Source organism: Streptomyces sp. MBT53 (genome assembly GCF_016654115.1).
Lineage (GTDB): Bacteria > Actinomycetota > Actinomycetes > Streptomycetales > Streptomycetaceae > Streptomyces.
The window spans coordinates 1-15,701 of the sequence record NZ_JAEQAZ010000101.1 but is presented as its reverse complement, the minus strand read 5'-3'; the positions used below and the strand labels follow the sequence as shown (position 1 = coordinate 15,701).

The following is a 15,701-nucleotide window of genomic DNA, read 5'->3' as shown; positions in this document are numbered from 1 at the left end:
CTCCTCGCGGTCAAGAGGCCGGAGCGGCCGACAGGTGTGACACGGCGTCGATGCGCAGAGACGTACGTCACATTCGCCCTCTCGGCTGTCACATTCCGGCCCCCGGCACCCCTCGCAGTAGTGAGCACGCACTGGGGAGGCGCGGGTATGTCCGAGATCGCTGTCACGGAAGAGGCGACCGATGACTTCATGGACCATCGGGAGCTGTTGTTCAGCCTCGTCTACAACATGCTGGGGAGCGTCGCCGACACCGACGACGTCCTGCAGGAGACCTGGCTTTCCTGGACGGCGCGCGCCCGCCGTTCCCCGCTCGACACCATCACCAACCGGCGCGCCTATCTCGTCCGGATCGCCGTCAACCACGCGCTGCAGCGGCGCGCCACGATCAACCGTCGCCGCGAGACCTACGTCGGCCCGTGGCTGCCGGAACCCCTGCTCGGCCCGGCCGACGACCCCGTCGACCCCGCGCTGCGCGCCGAGTCCGTCTCGCTGGCCATGCTCGTCGTCCTGGAGTCGCTGAGCCCGCTGGAGCGGGCGGTCTTCGTCCTCAACGAGGTGTTCGGGTACGCCCACACCGAGATCGCGGACATCATCGAGCGCACCCCGGCCGCCGTACGGCAGCTCGCGCACCGGGCGCGGGCGCATGTGCACGCGCGGCGGCCGTTGTACGAGGCGCATCCCCGGGTGCGCCGGGAGGCGACGGAACGGTTCGTGCGGGCCGCGATCGGCGGGGACATCGCCTCGCTGATGGAGATCCTCGCGCCGGACGTCACGGTCTGGACGGACAGCGGGGGCAACCGGAAACCGGCGGGACTGCGCCCGGTGCACGGCCGGGACAAGGCGGTCCGCCTCATCAACTCCTTCGCGGGCAGGCGCCGTCCGCAGGATCTGGACCTGCGCTTCCGGCGGGTCAACGGCGACGACGCGGCCGTGCTGTTCGAGGGCGACGCGCCGTACGCGGTGATGGTCATGGACCTCACGCCCGAGGGCGACCAGGTGTCCGGGGTCTACATCGTGACCAACCCGGAGAAGCTCACGCACGTCCACAAGGACGAGGAGGAGGACCGGTGACCACCCCTTCCGGCGCTTCCGAGTCCTCGCGGGGCGAGCGCGTCGCCGACTGGTTCGACGGCCGCCTCGGGATCTACGCGCTCGGCAAGCAGTACTTGCGCAAGGTGTTCCCGGACCACTGGTCGTTCCTGCTCGGCGAGATCTGCCTCTACAGCTTCGTGGTGCTGATCCTCACCGGCGTGTACCTCACCCTGTTCTTCCACCCGTCCATGAACGAGGTGACGTACCACGGGAGTTACGTCCCCCTGAACGGCATCCGGATGTCCGACGCCTACGCGTCGACGCTGCACATCAGCTTCGACGTGCGCGGCGGGCTGCTGGTCCGTCAACTGCACCACTGGGCGGCGCTGGTGTTCATCGCCGCGATGCTGACGCACATGATGCGGCACTTCTTCACGGGCTCGTTCCGCAAGCCGCGCGAGCTCAACTGGCTGTTCGGCTGGACCCTGTTGTTCCTCGGCCTGTTCGAGGGACTCTTCGGCTACTCGCTCCCGGACGACCTGCTGTCGGGCACGGGCATGCGCTTCGTGGACGGCGCGCTGCTCTCGGTCCCGGTCGTCGGCACGTATCTGTCGATGTTCCTGTTCGGCGGCGAGTACCCCGGCCACGACATCGTGTCCCGCTTCTACTCACTGCACGTGCTGCTGATCCCAGGCGTCATGGCGGCCCTCGTGGTCGTCCACCTCATCCTGGTCGTCTATCACAAGCACACCCAGTTCGCGGGCCCCGGCCGCACCGAACGCAACGTCGTGGGCTCCCCGTTCATGCCGGTGTACCTGGCGAAGGCGGGCGGCTTCTTCTTCCTGGTCTTCGGCGCGCTCACCGTCCTCGCGGCGGTGGCGTCCATCAACCCCGTCTGGTCCTACGGCCCCTACCGCGCCGACCAGGTCTCCACGGGCGCCCAGCCCGACTGGTACCTGGGCTTCGCCGAGGGCCTGGTCCGTGTGATGCCGGGCTGGGAAGTCACGCTGTGGGGCCACACGTTGGTCCTGGGCGTACTGATCCCGATCGTCGTGTTCCCCCTCCTCCTCGTCCTCATCGGCGCGTACCCGTTCCTGGAGTCCTGGCGGACGGGCGACAGACACGAGCACCATCTCCTGGACCGCCCGCGCAACCGCCCCAACCGGACGGGCCTCGGCGTCGCCTGGATCAGCCTCTACCTGATCCTCCTGGCGGGCGGCGGCAACGACATCGTGGCGACCCGCCTCCATCTGTCGATCAACACGGTGACATGGATGGTGCGGGTGGCGGTGTTCGCCGTCCCGGTCCTCGCGTTCGTGATCACCCGCCGCGTCTGCCTGGGCCTCCAACTCCGGGACGCGGACCTGGTGTTGCACGGCCGCGAGACAGGCGTGATCAAGCGGCTGCCGCACGGTGAGTACGTGGAGGTCCACCGGCCACTGGACCCGGCGGAACTGCACACGCTGACCGCGCACAAACGCCCGAGGGAACTCATGGAACGCGAGCCCTGAGGCCCGACTACCAGGCCGGCCGCGGATCCCGGAGGTGTTCCGGGGTCTGCGCGGGCAGCTCGCGGTCCTGGTCCGTCCGCAGAAGGTAGCCCGGATCGGGCGGGAACTCCTCTGTGGGCGGGGCCGGGTGGTGGAACCGGCGGGTGTGCGGGAGGGTCACTTCGACGAGCTTTCCGTCGTGGAGCATCCAGAGGCCGAAGCAGTCGTCGTCCTGGTCGTGGATCAGCACCTGGACGCTCTCCGGATAGGGCCACGGGAGCGACTCCAGATGTTTCAGGAGCCCCTCCCGTGGGCGCATGCGCTCGAACTCGGTGGCCCAGCCCGCGCCGAACGACGTCCCCCACTGGCTCTCGATCGGGACGAACCGGCCACGCCAGGTGCGCTCCGGATCGTCCCGGGTCAGCGGTTCCATCACTTCGTGTGCGTACATGGCCAGCACCACGACCTCGGCGAATCTGCTCATCCGGAGATCATCCCTGATCCGCCGCGAACGAGGCCATCCAGGCCAGCGCCGCGTTCCAGTTCACCGCCGTCTCGTTCGTCGACCACGACTGGATGTCGTCGATATAGCAGAACTGGCCGACGCAGCCGGTGAGTTTGCTCTGTGCGTAGGGGTCCTGGATGGAGGAGTTGGGGCCGCCCGCCAGGGTGCCGTTCGGTGGGTTCGGGAGGTTCGGGTCGAGTTCGTGGGCGTACCAACGGCTGTGCTCGTTGTGGGAGTTGGCCTCGCCGTAGCCGGTGACGTACGACATGTTGAGGGCGTTGCGGCCGAGGATGTAGTCCATGCTCTGGAGCGCGCCGTCACGGTATTTCGCGGCGCCGGTGAGGTCGTACGCCGTGGCGATGACGTGCGCGTTGTTGAGGATCTGGCTGTTGGAGCCCCAGTCGTAGAGGTTGCCGGGCGGCGCGTACGGCATGCCGTAGGGCTCGCTCCGCAGCGTGGCGAGGTAGGTGTCCGCGCCCTCGATCACCGAGCGGCGGAGCTTGTCGCGGCCGGGCAGGCGGCTGGGGACGGTGGCGAGGTCGAGTCGGCCGAGGGCGGCCGTCCGTGCCCAGTCGAAGCCGAGGCTGCCGAAGATGTCGGCCGTGTTGAGGGGCGAGTTGACGACGTGGTCGGCGAACTGCCGTTCCCCCGTGGTGAGATACAGCTCGGCCGCCGCCCAGTAGAACTCGTCGGTGGCGTTGTCGTCGGGGTAGGCGCCGCCGCCGGTGCCGTCGTTCGGGTCCGGGTAGACCGCGGGGTGGGCGAGCGCCGCCGCCCAGGCTTTCCGCGCCGCCTTCAGTGCCTTCGCGGCGAACTCCCGGTCGTAGGGCCGGTACAGGCGGGCCGCCTGCGCCGCCGTGGCCGCCAGGTTGAGCGTCGCCTGCGTGGTCGGCGCGTGCAACTCGCGCTTCTGCGGGTCCTGGCTCGGGAGCAGTGGGAGTCCCGTCCACTGTTCGTCGTGGACCTTGTCGTGGGCCATGCCCGCCAGCGGCTGCCCGTCCGGCACCTGCATCTTCAGCAGGAACTCCAGCTCCCAGCGCGCCTCGTCGAGCACGTCAGGGACCTTGTTGCCGCTCTCCGGGATGGCGAGCGTCCCGTCGCGCAGCTTGCCCGGCTGTCCGGTGCGGGCCAGCAGCGAGCGTTCGTAGGTGCTCAGCAACTCCCAGGTGGAGATACCGCCGTTGATGACGTATTTGCCGTGGTCCCCCGCGTCGTACCAGCCGCCGGTGACGTCAAGTGTGTAGTCGCACAGGCCGGGTTGGCAGGGTACGTTCGCGTCGCCCTGGTTGGGGGCGACGTCCAGGTGACCGGCGGGGCGGGCGTAGCCGGGGCGCAGGTCGTCGCGGATCGCGATGCCGCTGCGCTGCGTGTAGTAGTACTTCAACGAGTCGAGCCGCAGCCGCTCGTAGGCGGCGGTCCCGATGTCGAAGGGCCGGCTCGTCTCGCCGTCGGCCACCAGCGTGTAGCCCTCGCCGCGCCCCCGGTACGCACCGAAGTCGATGGACTGCACGTTCTGCCCGGACGCCACGTCGGTGCCACGCGGCACGGTCCGCCCGTGCGCGACCACCGCACCCGCGGCACTCTTCAACTCCCAGGGCAGCACGGCCGTCGACGCGGTCACCAGCGTCGCGTTCTTCGGCCCGCCCGGCAGATAGGCGACCTGGTTCACCCGCACACGCGGCCCGGTGTCCGGCTCGTACACCTCCGGCGGTACACCGCCCAGCAGCGACACGTCGTCCATACAGAAGTGCCAGCCGTCCGCACTCCCGCCGAGCTGGAAGGCGACCTGCCCCTGAGTGGTGTCGACGGGCGAAGTGAACGTGTAGGCAAGCGAGTTGCCCGTCTCGCTCAGCTCGGGACTGATCTCGTAGTAGGTGTCGTACGGCGACACGGACAGCCCGACGATCGCCCGCGCCACGTGCCCCGCCGGCGAACCCGACGCCGTGAAGGCGAACTTGTACGACTCGCCCTTGACCAGCGTGATGTCGTTCTGGCCGACGGCGGCGTCCCAGCGGTTGGTCGTACCGCCGGGGACGTCCGCGCAGAGCTGTCCGTCGGACAGGCCCGCGGTGACGTTGCTCGTCGTCCACCAGGGTGCGGTGGTGGTGTCGAAGGTGCCGTTCCTGACCTGTTCGACCTCGTCGGCTCCGGCCGGGCTTGCCGGCAAGGCGGTGAGGGCCGCCGCGAGGAGGGCCGTGGCGGCGAGCAGGGTGGTTCTGCGTCGTTTCACGTCTGGGCTCCTCGTCGGAGAGGCGGGGACACGCTCCAGTCGCCCGATGGGAGCGCTCCCAGGTGCACGGGACCCTGGTCATGCTGTTCGAGACATGACATCCCGTCAACGGTCCGGACAGGCCAGATTCCCGTCCGGACCGTGAGCGAGTACCTACCCGCTATCCGGCGGGCGCCTCCAACTTGCTGATCCGCACGGCCCCATGGGCCACCCCGGGACGGCTGCTCGTCAAGGTCAGCCGCAGCCGGGAGCCGCGCACGGCGCCGAAGGTGACGACGCTCGGACTGTCGGAGGCAGTGGCCCAGTCGACGGCCGCCCCCTCGACCGGCACCCACGCACCGCCGTCCCACACCGCGACCGCGACCGCCGCGGGCAGACTGTGCGTCGCGTCCACGGTGAACGACACCTCCACCCGGTCGAAGGACCGTACCCTCCCCCAGTCCACCGACACCCAGTCCTTCTCGCGGGCGCCACTGAAGGCGGGCAGCAGCGCCGTGGCCGACTTGGCGAAGGCGTTGGACCAGCCGGTGGCCGGATCGCCGTCGAGCACGGCGGCCGGGAGGGTGTCGGGACGGCCCGAGTAACTGGCGTCCGCCGCAGGATAGTTCGGGGGCGCCGGAAGGTCGGCCGCGAAGTGCGGTGCCGGTGTCGCGGCCACGTCCCGGGCAGGTGTCGTACGGACCGTCACCGTGCCGGTCCGCAGTCCGTCCGCCCGCGCCGTCACCTTCAGCGCGCCAGCCCGTGTCCCGGACCGCACGATCGCAAGTGCCTTGCCGTGGAAGGCGGTTCGGGTGCTCGCCTGGTAGCGCTCGGCGCTCTCCTCCCGCCCGTTGTCCAGCCCGGCCAGGGAACCGCCCTTCACCTCGAAGGCGATCAGATCCTCGGCGTCCGGTACCACGACACCATGGGCGTCGACCACGTCCGCGGTCACGAAGACCAGTGAACGCCCGTCGGCGGCAAGGGACTTGCGGTCGGCCGTGAGACGCACGGCATGCGCGGCACCCGCGGTGCGCAGCACGTCCGTAGCGACCCTCCTGCCGCCGCTGCTCGCCACGGCCTTCAACTCGCCCGGCTCGTACGGCACTTTCCAGCCGAGGTGGAGCTTGCCCGCGCTGCCGTTGGGGCTGGTGTAACTGCCCGGGTAGGGGCCGGTGGTGAAGGTCTTGTCGTCGCCGGTGGCCTCGGTGGTCTCCAGGTAGGTGCGGCCGTCGGTGGTCTTCTTGGTGTCGAACGTCCGCGTCCCCAGGGACTTTCCGTTGAGGAACAGCTCGACGGTGTCGACGTTGGCGTAGGCCCAGACCTCGACCGTGTCGCCCGGCTCGTGGTTCCAGGTCATCGGCACCAGATGGACCATGGGCTCGTCGGTCCACTGGCTGCGGAAGAGGTGGTACATGTCCTTCGGGAAGCCGGCCGTGTCGACCGCGCCGAAGAAGGACGCCTTGACCGGGAACACGTTGTACGGCGTGGGTTCCCCGATGTAGTCGATGCCGGACCACAGGAACTGGCCCGCGAACCACTTCCGGTCGCGGTCCTTCTTGTGGCCGTATTCGCCGCTCATCGTCCAGGAGGACAGGTTGTTGTCGTAGGAGGACGTGTCCCGCCTGCCGGGCGTGTGGTTCTCGCCGGTGTTCAGGTGCTCCGGCTCCTGGTAGGCGCCGCGTGTCGAGGTCTCCGAGGAGGACTCCGACTCGAAGAGGAACAGGTTCGGATAGGCCGTGTGCAGGGCGTCGACCGACTTGGCGGTGTTGTAGTTGAGGCCGAGTCCGTCGAGCTTGGCGAGCATGAGGTCGGCGGCGGAACCCTTGGCGGGCACCCCGTGGTACTTGTTCGAGCCGATGACCACCGGCCGGGTGTCGTCCGCCGCCTTGATCGCGCCGATGATGCGGTCGGCCATGGCCAGCCCGGCGGTGGAGGTCGAGTCGGGGATCTCGTTGCCGATGGACCAGAGCACCACGGCGGGCGAGTTGCGGGCGGCGCGGACCATCTCGGTGGCGTCCGACTCGCACCAGGTGTCGAAGAAGCGGTGGTAGTCGTAGGTCGTCTTGCCGGTGTGCCAGCAGTCGAAGGCCTCGACCATCATCACGATGCCCAACTCCTCGCAGGCTGCGATGATTTGCGGCGAGGGCGGGTTGTGCGAGGTGCGGAAGGCGTTGACGCCCATCGACTTCATGATGCTCAACTGCCTGCGCACGGCGTCGAGGCTGATCGCGGAGCCGAGGGCGCCCTGGTCATGGTGGAGGTCGACTCCCTTGATCTTGGCGGGGGTTCCGTTGAGGGAGAAGCCCTCGTCGGGGTCGAAGCGGTAGCTGCGGATGCCGAAGGTCGTGCGGCAGGTGTCGACGGTCCTGCCGCTCACGCGCAGTTCGGTCTCCAAGGTGTAGCGGTGGTCCGGGGTCTCGATGTCCCACAACTGGGGCTTGGGGACGGTGAGTTCATGGGTCTCGGTACTCCGGTCGGAGACACCGACCGTAGAGGTGGCGCGGGCCACGGTCCGGCCGCCGGGGTCGACGATCCGCGACCCGATCTCGACCTCGGTCGCGGTGCCCGACTCGTTCAGCACGGAGGTCTGTACCCGGACGACGGCCCGCTCGGCGGTGATGTCCGGCGTCGTGACGTACGTCCCCCAGCGTTCGACGTGCACCGGCTCGGTGAGCACGAGCCGGGCCTCGCGGTAGATGCCGCTGCCCGAGTACCAGCGGCTGCTGGGCAGTTGGTTCTGCACCTTGACCGCGACGACGTTCTCCGTGCTGCCGTCGGTGTGCAGCAGGTCGGTGAGGTCGAAGGCGAACCCCGTGTACCCGTAGGGGTGTTGGCCGACCTGCGTGCCGTTGCAGTAGACGTAGGAGTCCATGTAGACGCCGTCGAACTCCACGGAGATGCGCTTGCCCGCGAAGGCCGGTGGCAGGGTGAAGGCGATCCGGTACCAGCCGAGGCCGCCGGGGAAGAAGCCGGTGCCGCTGGTGGTGCCGTTCGCGGTGGTGGGGGTCTGCTCGATGCTCCAGTCGTGCGGGACCGCTACCTCGCGCCAGGCGGAGTCGTCGTAGTCCGGTGCGGCGGCGTCCGTATAGGCGCCGGTCGGGTCGGTGATCCCGCCGGGGTCGACCAGCGCGAAGCGCCAGCCGTCCCGCAGGGCGACGGTGTGGCGGCCGGACGCGCCCGCCGTGGCGCCGGCGGCGCGTGCGGCCGGGGTGGCCAGGAGTGACACGGCCGTCGGCGCGGCCGTAGAAGCGATCAAAACCGATCTGCGAGTGACCGTCATGGCGGCTCTCCCTCATCAGGGCCCAGAAGTACTCACAACTGATCGTGACCGAACAGATTCTGACGGGGTGCCATGTCGGGCCGTCAAGGGTGCGGGGGCGGCCACCCGTCCCGTGCGCCGCTTCGGCCGGTTTTCGCCCTTGTCAGCCGAACTTCCCGGGCCTGGGGGTTCTAGTCCGCGCGGGACTGTGACGCACTAGGCTGGAACACAAGTGGCGTGGTTGTTCACTGTGAGTGCGCGCGATGGAGTGGCGACGATGAGACCGGTCTACCCGTTCGACGATGCCGCGACGGCGCGGGTTGTCATCGATGACGCGGGCACGCTGGTGGAGTGGAACGAAGGGGCACAGCGACTCCTCGGCCACACCGCGACCGAGGTCGTGGGCCGCCCGGCCGTACGGCTGCTGGCCGGTGGCACCGGGGCCCTCCCGGTCCCCACCAGTGCCCGCTGGGACGGCACCGTCACGCTCTGGCACCGGGACGGCCGGGCCGTGCCGGTGTGGCTGCTGGCCCACCACCGGCGTCCCCGGGACGGCGGTCCGGGCGACTGGCTGATCGTGACGCCGCTGGAGGGCGGCGGCCCGCGCGCCGACGAGGACCCCCTCGCGACCGCCGCGCTCACCCAGTCGCCGTGCGCCATCGCGGTCTACGACGAGCACCTGCGGCTGAGCCGGGTCAACGACGCGATGGCCGAGGTGATCGGTCTGCCCGAGGAGCGCATCCAGGGTCTGCGGATCACCGAGATCGGCGGCAAGACGCAGAGCTCGGAGCTGGAGCAGTACATGCTGCGCGTGCTCACCTCCGGCACCGCCCAGGACTTCCAGATCTACATGCGCACCGGCGGCGAGGACGCCGCGCACGCCTGGCTGGCCCGGATGGCGCCGATCACCGACACCGAGGGACGGGTGCGGGGCGTCTGTCTGGCCGCGCACGACTTCACCGAGAACTACCTCGCGCGCGAGCGGCTGCAGCTCGTCAACGAGGCGAGTGTCCGCATCGGCACCACCCTCGACGTCACCCGTACGGCCCAGGAGCTGGCGGATGTCTGCGTGCCCGCCCTGGCCGACTTCGTCAGCATCGACCTGCTGGACCCGCAGGAGCACGGCGGTGAACTCCCGACGGCGATCGTCGCGCCGGTGCGGCTGCGCCGGGCCGCGCACGCCTCGGTGCAGCAGGGCAGCCCCGAGGCCGTCGCCAAGCCGGGCCAGTCGGACCTGTACCCCGCCCAGTCCCCGCAGGCCGACGCGCTGGTCGCGGGCCGCACCCTGGTGGCCTCGGACCGGGCCCTCGAACTCTGGCTGGCCTGGGACAGGACCCGCACCAGGCGCGTCCAGGAGTACGGCATCCACTCCTCGATGGCGGTACCGATCCAGGCCCGGGGCGTCACCCTCGGCGTGGCGGTCCTGACCAGGTATCGGCGCATCGACCCGTTCACCGAGGACGACGTGCTGCTGGCCGAGGAGGTCACCGCCCGCGCCGCGGTCTGCATCGACAACGCCCGCCGCTTCTCCCGCGAACGCGAGACCGCGCTGGCCCTCCAGCGCAGCCTGCTCCCCCGCAAACTGCCACGCACCGCCGCTCTGGAGGCCGCCTCGCGCTATCTGCCGGCGGCGCGTGCCGGGGTCGGCGGCGACTGGTTCGACGTGATCCCGCTGTCCGGGATGCGGGTCGCCATGGTCGTCGGGGACGTCGTCGGCCACGGCATCCAGGCCTCCGCCACCATGGGCCGGCTGCGCACGGCCGTCCGCACCCTCGCCGACATCGACCTGGCCCCGGACGAGCTGCTGACCCACCTGGACGACCTGGTCGTACGGCTGTCCGCGGAGGCCGGCGGCGAGGGCAGCCCGGGTGAGGTCGGCGCGACCTGTCTGTACGCGGTGTACGACCCGGTGTCCCGGCGCTGCACGCTGGCCCGCGCCGGGCATCCGCCGCCGCTCATGATCCGGCCCGGCGGCCCGCCCGAGCACATCGACCTGCCCGCGGGACCGCCGCTCGGCCTGGGCGGACTGCCTTTCGAGTCGGCCGAGTTCGAGCTGCCCGAGGGCACCGTGCTCGCGCTGTACACGGACGGGCTGGTCGAGAACCGCGACCGGGACCTCGACCACAGTCACCGGCTGCTGTTCGACGCGCTGTACGCCCCCTCGGACTCGCTGGACGAGACCTGCGACCGGATCCTGCACGCCGTACTCCCGCCGGGCGGTGCCGCCGACGACGTCGCGCTGCTGCTGGCCCGCACGCAAGGTCTGCCCGCCGAGCAGGTCTCCACCTGGGACATCCCGGCCGACCCGTCACTGGTCGCCCCGATCCGCAAGCAGGTCGTCGAGCAGCTCGACACCTGGAACATGAGCGAGGCCGGGTTCACCGCCGAGCTGGTGGTGAGCGAGCTGGTCACCAACGCCATCCGCTACGGCGCGCACCCCATCCGGCTCCGGCTCATCCATGACGCGGCCACGCTTATCTGCGAGGTCTCCGACACCAACCACACGGCCCCGCATCTGCGCCGTGCGAAGACCTGGGACGAGGGTGGACGCGGGCTGCTGCTGGTCGCCCAGCTCACCCAGCGCTGGGGCAGCCGGCACACGGCCGACGGCAAGACGATCTGGGCGGAGCTGTCGCTGTTCGACGAGGCCTGAGCGTCAGGACAGGTCGGTCAGCCAGGGCCTGACCTGGCGGCGGGCCTCGTGCAGCCTCGACTTGAGGGTGCCGAGCGGGATGCCCAGGCGCTCGGCGATCTCGGCGTACTCCAACTTGCAGATGTCCCGGTACACCAGCGGCTCGACCAGGTGCGGGGACTCCCGCTCAAGGCGTTCGATCGCCTCCAGGAGGTCGATCTTCGATCCGGCGATCACACTGGTGGTGCGCGGGTCGACGTGCTGGGAGACGTCGATCACGGCCGGCTGCTCGGCGGCCCGCCGCTTCAGCTCGCGGTACTTCTGCCGGGCGCCGTTGGCGACGACCGTGTACAGCCAGGTGCTGAAGAGACTGCGGCCCTCGAACGTGCCGATCTTCCGGGCGACTTGCAGCAGTACGTCCTGCGCGGCCTCCTCGGCGTCCTCGCGGCAGGGCAGAAACCGTCCGCAGCGCCTCACCACGTCGGGCTGGATCGTCCTGAGCAGCGCGTCGAGTGCGGCCGTGTCACCGGCTGCCGCGCGCCTGGCCAGCTCCTCGGTCGGCGCCATGTCGTGCACTGGATCCACTCCTCCGCCTCGATCTCCGAGCAGGCATGATAGTCCCATGCACTACGTCGAACAGATCGGCCGCTACCGCCTTGAACGCCGCCTGGGCAGCGGCGCGTTCGGCACGGTCTGGCTCGCGCACGACGACGAGCTCGAAGCCCCGGTCGCCGTGAAGGTCCTCGCCGACAACTGGGCGCACCGCATGGACATCCGCGAGCGCTTCCTCTCCGAGGCCCGGCTGCTGCGCAGGGCCGGTTCGAACCGGGTGGTGCAGGTCTACGACATCGGTGAACTCCCCGACGGACGGCCGTACTTCGTGATGGAGTACGCCGACGCCGGCACCTACGCCGATCTGCTCGCCGCCGGTCCGCTGCCCGTGCCCGAGGTGCTGCGGCTGACCGCGCTGGCCGCCCGGGGCGCCGCCGCGCTGCACGAGGCGGGGATCGTGCACCGGGACATCAAGCCGACCAATGTGCTGCTGCGCACCGCCCCGGACGGCACCGCGCGGGTCCTGCTCGCCGACCTGGGCCTGGCGAAGAGCCTGGCGCAGGCCTCGGGTCTCACCCTGGCCGCGGGTTCGGCGGGCTACCAGCCGCCGGAGCAGGCACAGGCCGGGTCGGGCATCGACGAGCGGGCCGACGTGTACAGCCTGGGCGCGCTCGGCTACGAGATGATCACCGGCACGGTTCCGGGGGCGCCCGGTCAGGTCGTACGGCCGGACCGGCTGCGGCCCGATCTCTCCCCCGAGGTGCAGCGGGCCCTGCTGCGGGCGCTGGAGCCGGACCGGGAGCGGCGCTGGCCCACGGCGCGGGCGTTCGCGGAGGAGCTGGAGCGGCTGGCCGCCGAGGCCGCCCCTGTGCACAGACCGCGCGGCCGCCACCGGGGGGTCGCGATGATGGCGGGGCTGTTCGTCGTCGTGGCCGCCGGGACGGGCGTCGCGGTGATGAACCTGTCGTCGCCGTCCGGGAGTTCGGTACTGACGGTCAAGGACAGCACCGGGCGGGTGGTGGTCGAGGTGCCGAGCTCGTGGGGCCGTCAGCTGCGCGACTCGGGCTGGGATCCGCACTCGATCGGACTGACGGCCGGGCAGGAACCGGGGCTGGCCGTCGCCGACGACCTGGCGAAGTGGCCGGACCTCTCGGCGGACGTGAACGGCGTGTTCGTCGGCCTGAGCGAGCACGGCAGCGTGGCGACCAAGGTGGACGCCATCGCCCACTCCGGCTGCCACTACGACGGCAGCCACGCCTACTCCAGCGCCACCTGGCGCGGCACGACCCGCACCTGGAGCGACTGCTCGGGCGGCACCGGCACCCTCTCGGAGACCGCGCTGCGCATGGTGGGCGGCGCCGCGCAGCCGCAGGTGTACGTCCAGATACGGCAGCACAGCGGCGACGCGACCTCGCGGATACTGCGCTCGCTCCGCGTCACCTGATCCACTGTCGTAGTCACTGTCGTTAAGAAGTCGTCGATTCCGCGAACCTTTCGGCGCGCACGCGCATCGGATCCCTGTGACAGCGCGCGAGGCGCTGTGGGGTGAACCACCAGGAGTGTTGAAGATGGCGAACACGTCCCAGTCCCTGCGCCGGGCGGCCCTGCTCGTGAGCGCGGTCGCCGTACTGGGCCTGACGACGGCCTGCGGCGACGGAAGCGGCACGGTGAGCAGTCCGCAGACCCAGTCGGGTACGGCCGCGCCCGCCGGCGGCGACCCCTCGGCCGACGGGTCCGGCACGGCGGTCTCCTCGTCGAGCGGCTCCGACACCGCCACCGGAACCGACTCGAACTCGTCGGGTTCCTCCACCTCCACGTCCTCCTCCACGGGTTCCAACACCTCCACCGCGAGCAGCAGCCGGTGCCACACCTCCGAGCTGCGGGCGAACGTGGGCGACAACGATCCGGGCGCCGGGCAGGAGAACTTCCCGATCATCCTCACCAACATGTCCGGCCGTACCTGCACGGTCCGCGGTTTTCCCGGCGCCGCGTTCGTGAACGCGTCCGGCACCCAGCTGGGCCCGAACCCGGTGCGCGAGACGAGCAGCACCGCCACCACCGTCACGCTGAAGCCGGGCCAGAGCGCCTGGGCGGGCCTGACCTTCTCCAACCCCGAGATCAGCGGCGCGAAGACGGCCACCCCCACCACGCTGGTGGTGACCCCGCCCGACGAGAAGGACCCGCTGAAGGTGACGTGGACGAACGGCGCGGTGCCCGTGTCCGGCAACTCGTCCTCGGTGCGGCTGACGGTGTTCAGCGCGGGCACGGGCGCCTGAGCGCGGGCTCGGCACCGGAGCCTGGTTACATGGGGCGGGCACCACTGCCCGCGTCCCGGAGGACCGTCCCCTGAACACCCCGCTCGCCGAAACCCTGTCCGTCGTCCTGCTCGTCGCCGTCCTCGTGTGGGCCGTCGTCCGTCCCTTCGGGTGGCCCGAGGCGGTGATGGCGGTCCCCGCCGCCGGGATCGCCGTGGCCACCGGGGCGATCTCGCTCGACCACGCGCGGGCGGAGGCCGAGCAGCTCGGCCCGGTGGTCGGGTTCCTGGCCGCGGTGCTGGTGCTCGCCCACTTCTGCGATGTGGAGGGCCTGTTCCGGGCCTGCGGGGCGTGGATGGCCGAGTGGGCGAAGGGCAGCCCGGGCCGGCTGCTGACGGCGGTGTTCGCGCTGGCCTCCGCGATCACGGCCGTACTGAGTCTGGACGCCACCATCGTGCTGCTGACGCCGGTCGTGTTCGCGACGGCGTCCCGGATGGGCGTCAGGCCCAAACCGCACGTCTACGCGTGCACACACCTGTCGAACACGGCGTCGCTGCTCCTGCCGGTCTCCAATCTCACGAACCTCCTCGCGTTCGCGGCGAGCGGTCTGAGCTTCACCCGGTTCGCCGGGCTGATGGCGCTGCCGTGGCTGGTGGCGATCGGCGCCGAGTACCTGGTGTTCCGCAAGTTCTTCGCCCGTGACCTGGCGGCGGCCGCGCCCTCGCCGACCTCCGGCGACACGCCCGAGCTGCCGGTGTTCGCGCTGGCGACCGTCGCCTGCACCCTCGCCGGGTTCGTGCTGACCTCGGCGATCGGCATCGACCCGGCGTGGGCCGCCTTCGCGGGGGCGCTCGTCATGGCCGGCCGGGGGCTCCTACGACGGCAGGCGACACCGCTGGCGGTCGTACGGGCCGCCGCACCCTCGTTCCTGGCGTTCGTGCTGGCGCTCGGGATCGTGGTGCGGGCGGTGGTCGACAACGGGCTCTCCGACGCGCTCGGGCACGTGCTGCCCGGCGGGACCGGGATCGCGGCCCTGCTCGGGATCGCCGCGCTGGCCGCCGTACTGGCGAATCTCATCAACAACCTGCCGGCCGTGCTGGTGCTGCTGCCGCTGACCGCGCAGTCCGGGCCCGGGGCCGTGCTCGCCGTGCTGCTCGGGGTGAACATCGGGCCGAACCTGACCTACGCCGGGTCGCTCGCGACGCTGCTGTGGCGGCGGATCGTGCATCAGCACGAACACGGCGTGGATCTCAAGGAGTTCACGAAGCTGGGGCTGCTCGCCGTGCCGTCGGCGCTCGTTCCCGCGACGGTGGCACTGTGGGTGTCGCTCCAGGTTCTCTGACACCGAGGGAGACCGAATGCGTGTGATCGCCTGGCTGGTCGAGGGCACCTGGCCCGCCTGTGTGGACGCCGTACGGACGCATGCGCCGGAGGATGCCGAGGTGGTGCTGCTGCATGTCAGCGGGCCGGACGTGCCCGGGCTGGCGCACGGGGCGTTCGCCGGGCTGCTCGGGCGGGGTGGTCCGGCGCGTGATCCCGGGACCCGGTTGGAGGATCTGGGCAGTACGTCGGCGGCGGAGCTGCTGGACGCGGCGGCCGCGCGGCTGGGGCGGCCGTGCGAACGGGTGGAGCGGGCCGGGCGGGTGGAGCGGGAGGTGGTGGCCGCCGCGTCCAGCAGCTCCGCCGCCGACGTACTGCCCAGATCCTCCAACCGGGTCCCGGGATCACGCGCCGGACCACCCCGCCCGAGCAGCCCGGCGAACGCCC

Annotated in this window: 11 protein-coding genes; 7 read left to right on the top strand and 4 right to left on the bottom strand. The window is 70.7% G+C overall.

What is annotated here, in order from left to right; translation table 11 throughout:
• Positions 1-147 precede the first annotated feature (147 nt).
• Together sigJ and JHN45_RS30875 are read left to right on the top strand one after the other, a co-directional pair.
• On the top strand, positions 148-1,071 hold the full coding sequence (gene sigJ / locus JHN45_RS30880; RefSeq protein ID WP_201051917.1) for an RNA polymerase sigma factor SigJ: 924 nt from the start codon (positions 148-150) through the stop codon (positions 1,069-1,071).
• Positions 1,068-2,543 carry a cytochrome bc complex cytochrome b subunit gene (locus JHN45_RS30875; protein WP_201051915.1) on the top strand — a complete coding sequence of 492 codons (1,476 nt, stop codon included), beginning with the start codon at positions 1,068-1,070 and terminating at the stop codon, positions 2,541-2,543. Before sigJ ends, JHN45_RS30875 begins: the two co-directional genes overlap by 4 nt.
• Before the next feature lie 7 nt (positions 2,544-2,550).
• Here the strand turns inward: JHN45_RS30875 and JHN45_RS30870 are convergent, their stop codons facing one another.
• From JHN45_RS30870 to JHN45_RS30860, 3 genes are all read right to left on the bottom strand, one after another.
• Positions 2,551-3,006: a hypothetical protein gene (locus tag JHN45_RS30870; RefSeq protein WP_201051913.1), complete on the bottom strand. Its 456-nt coding sequence runs from the start codon at positions 3,004-3,006 to the stop codon at positions 2,551-2,553.
• 7 nt (positions 3,007-3,013) lie between these two features.
• The gene (locus tag JHN45_RS30865) at positions 3,014-5,257 is read right to left on the bottom strand and encodes a glycoside hydrolase family 9 protein (protein ID WP_201051911.1); all 2,244 of its coding nucleotides are present in this window, start codon (positions 5,255-5,257) and stop codon (positions 3,014-3,016) included.
• A gap of 160 nt (positions 5,258-5,417) precedes the next feature.
• Complete coding sequence (locus JHN45_RS30860; RefSeq protein WP_201051909.1) at positions 5,418-8,516, bottom strand: glycoside hydrolase family 2 TIM barrel-domain containing protein; 3,099 nt, start codon at positions 8,514-8,516, stop codon at positions 5,418-5,420.
• 256 nt (positions 8,517-8,772) lie between these two features.
• Between JHN45_RS30860 and JHN45_RS30855 the strand changes: the two genes are divergently transcribed.
• Positions 8,773-11,148, top strand: a complete 2,376-nt coding sequence (locus tag JHN45_RS30855) for a SpoIIE family protein phosphatase (RefSeq protein WP_201051907.1) — start codon at positions 8,773-8,775, stop codon at positions 11,146-11,148.
• Between the two features lie 3 nt (positions 11,149-11,151).
• Here JHN45_RS30855 and JHN45_RS30850 read toward each other — a convergent pair whose 3' ends face one another.
• Positions 11,152-11,703 (bottom strand): RNA polymerase sigma factor, encoded by a 552-nt coding sequence (locus tag JHN45_RS30850; RefSeq protein WP_200709909.1) that lies wholly within the window; start codon positions 11,701-11,703, stop codon positions 11,152-11,154.
• 46 nt (positions 11,704-11,749) lie between these two features.
• Here JHN45_RS30850 and JHN45_RS30845 point away from each other — a divergent pair, with 46 nt between their 5' ends.
• The 4 genes from JHN45_RS30845 to JHN45_RS30830 all read left to right on the top strand — a co-directional run.
• Positions 11,750-13,123 (top strand): serine/threonine-protein kinase, encoded by a 1,374-nt coding sequence (locus JHN45_RS30845; RefSeq protein WP_201051905.1) that lies wholly within the window; start codon positions 11,750-11,752, stop codon positions 13,121-13,123.
• Between the two features lie 124 nt (positions 13,124-13,247).
• Complete coding sequence (locus JHN45_RS30840; protein ID WP_201051903.1) at positions 13,248-13,955, top strand: DUF4232 domain-containing protein; 708 nt, start codon at positions 13,248-13,250, stop codon at positions 13,953-13,955.
• A gap of 70 nt (positions 13,956-14,025) precedes the next feature.
• Positions 14,026-15,276 (top strand): arsenic transporter, encoded by a 1,251-nt coding sequence (locus JHN45_RS30835; RefSeq protein ID WP_201051946.1) that lies wholly within the window; start codon positions 14,026-14,028, stop codon positions 15,274-15,276.
• Between the two features lie 16 nt (positions 15,277-15,292).
• The coding region (locus JHN45_RS30830; RefSeq protein ID WP_236584301.1) for a universal stress protein at positions 15,293-15,701 on the top strand (409 nt) is incomplete at its 3' end.

Coding starts and splice junctions, on each gene's coding strand:
- JHN45_RS30870 (WP_201051913.1), bottom strand. CDS start 3,006: ATGAGCAGATTCGCCGAGGTCGTGGTGCTGGCCATGTACGCACACGAA.
- JHN45_RS30845 (WP_201051905.1), top strand. CDS start 11,750: ATGCACTACGTCGAACAGATCGGCCGCTACCGCCTTGAACGCCGCCTG.
- JHN45_RS30840 (WP_201051903.1), top strand. CDS start 13,248: ATGGCGAACACGTCCCAGTCCCTGCGCCGGGCGGCCCTGCTCGTGAGC.
- JHN45_RS30860 (WP_201051909.1), bottom strand. CDS start 8,516: ATGACGGTCACTCGCAGATCGGTTTTGATCGCTTCTACGGCCGCGCCG.
- JHN45_RS30855 (WP_201051907.1), top strand. CDS start 8,773: ATGAGACCGGTCTACCCGTTCGACGATGCCGCGACGGCGCGGGTTGTC.
- sigJ (WP_201051917.1), top strand. CDS start 148: ATGTCCGAGATCGCTGTCACGGAAGAGGCGACCGATGACTTCATGGAC.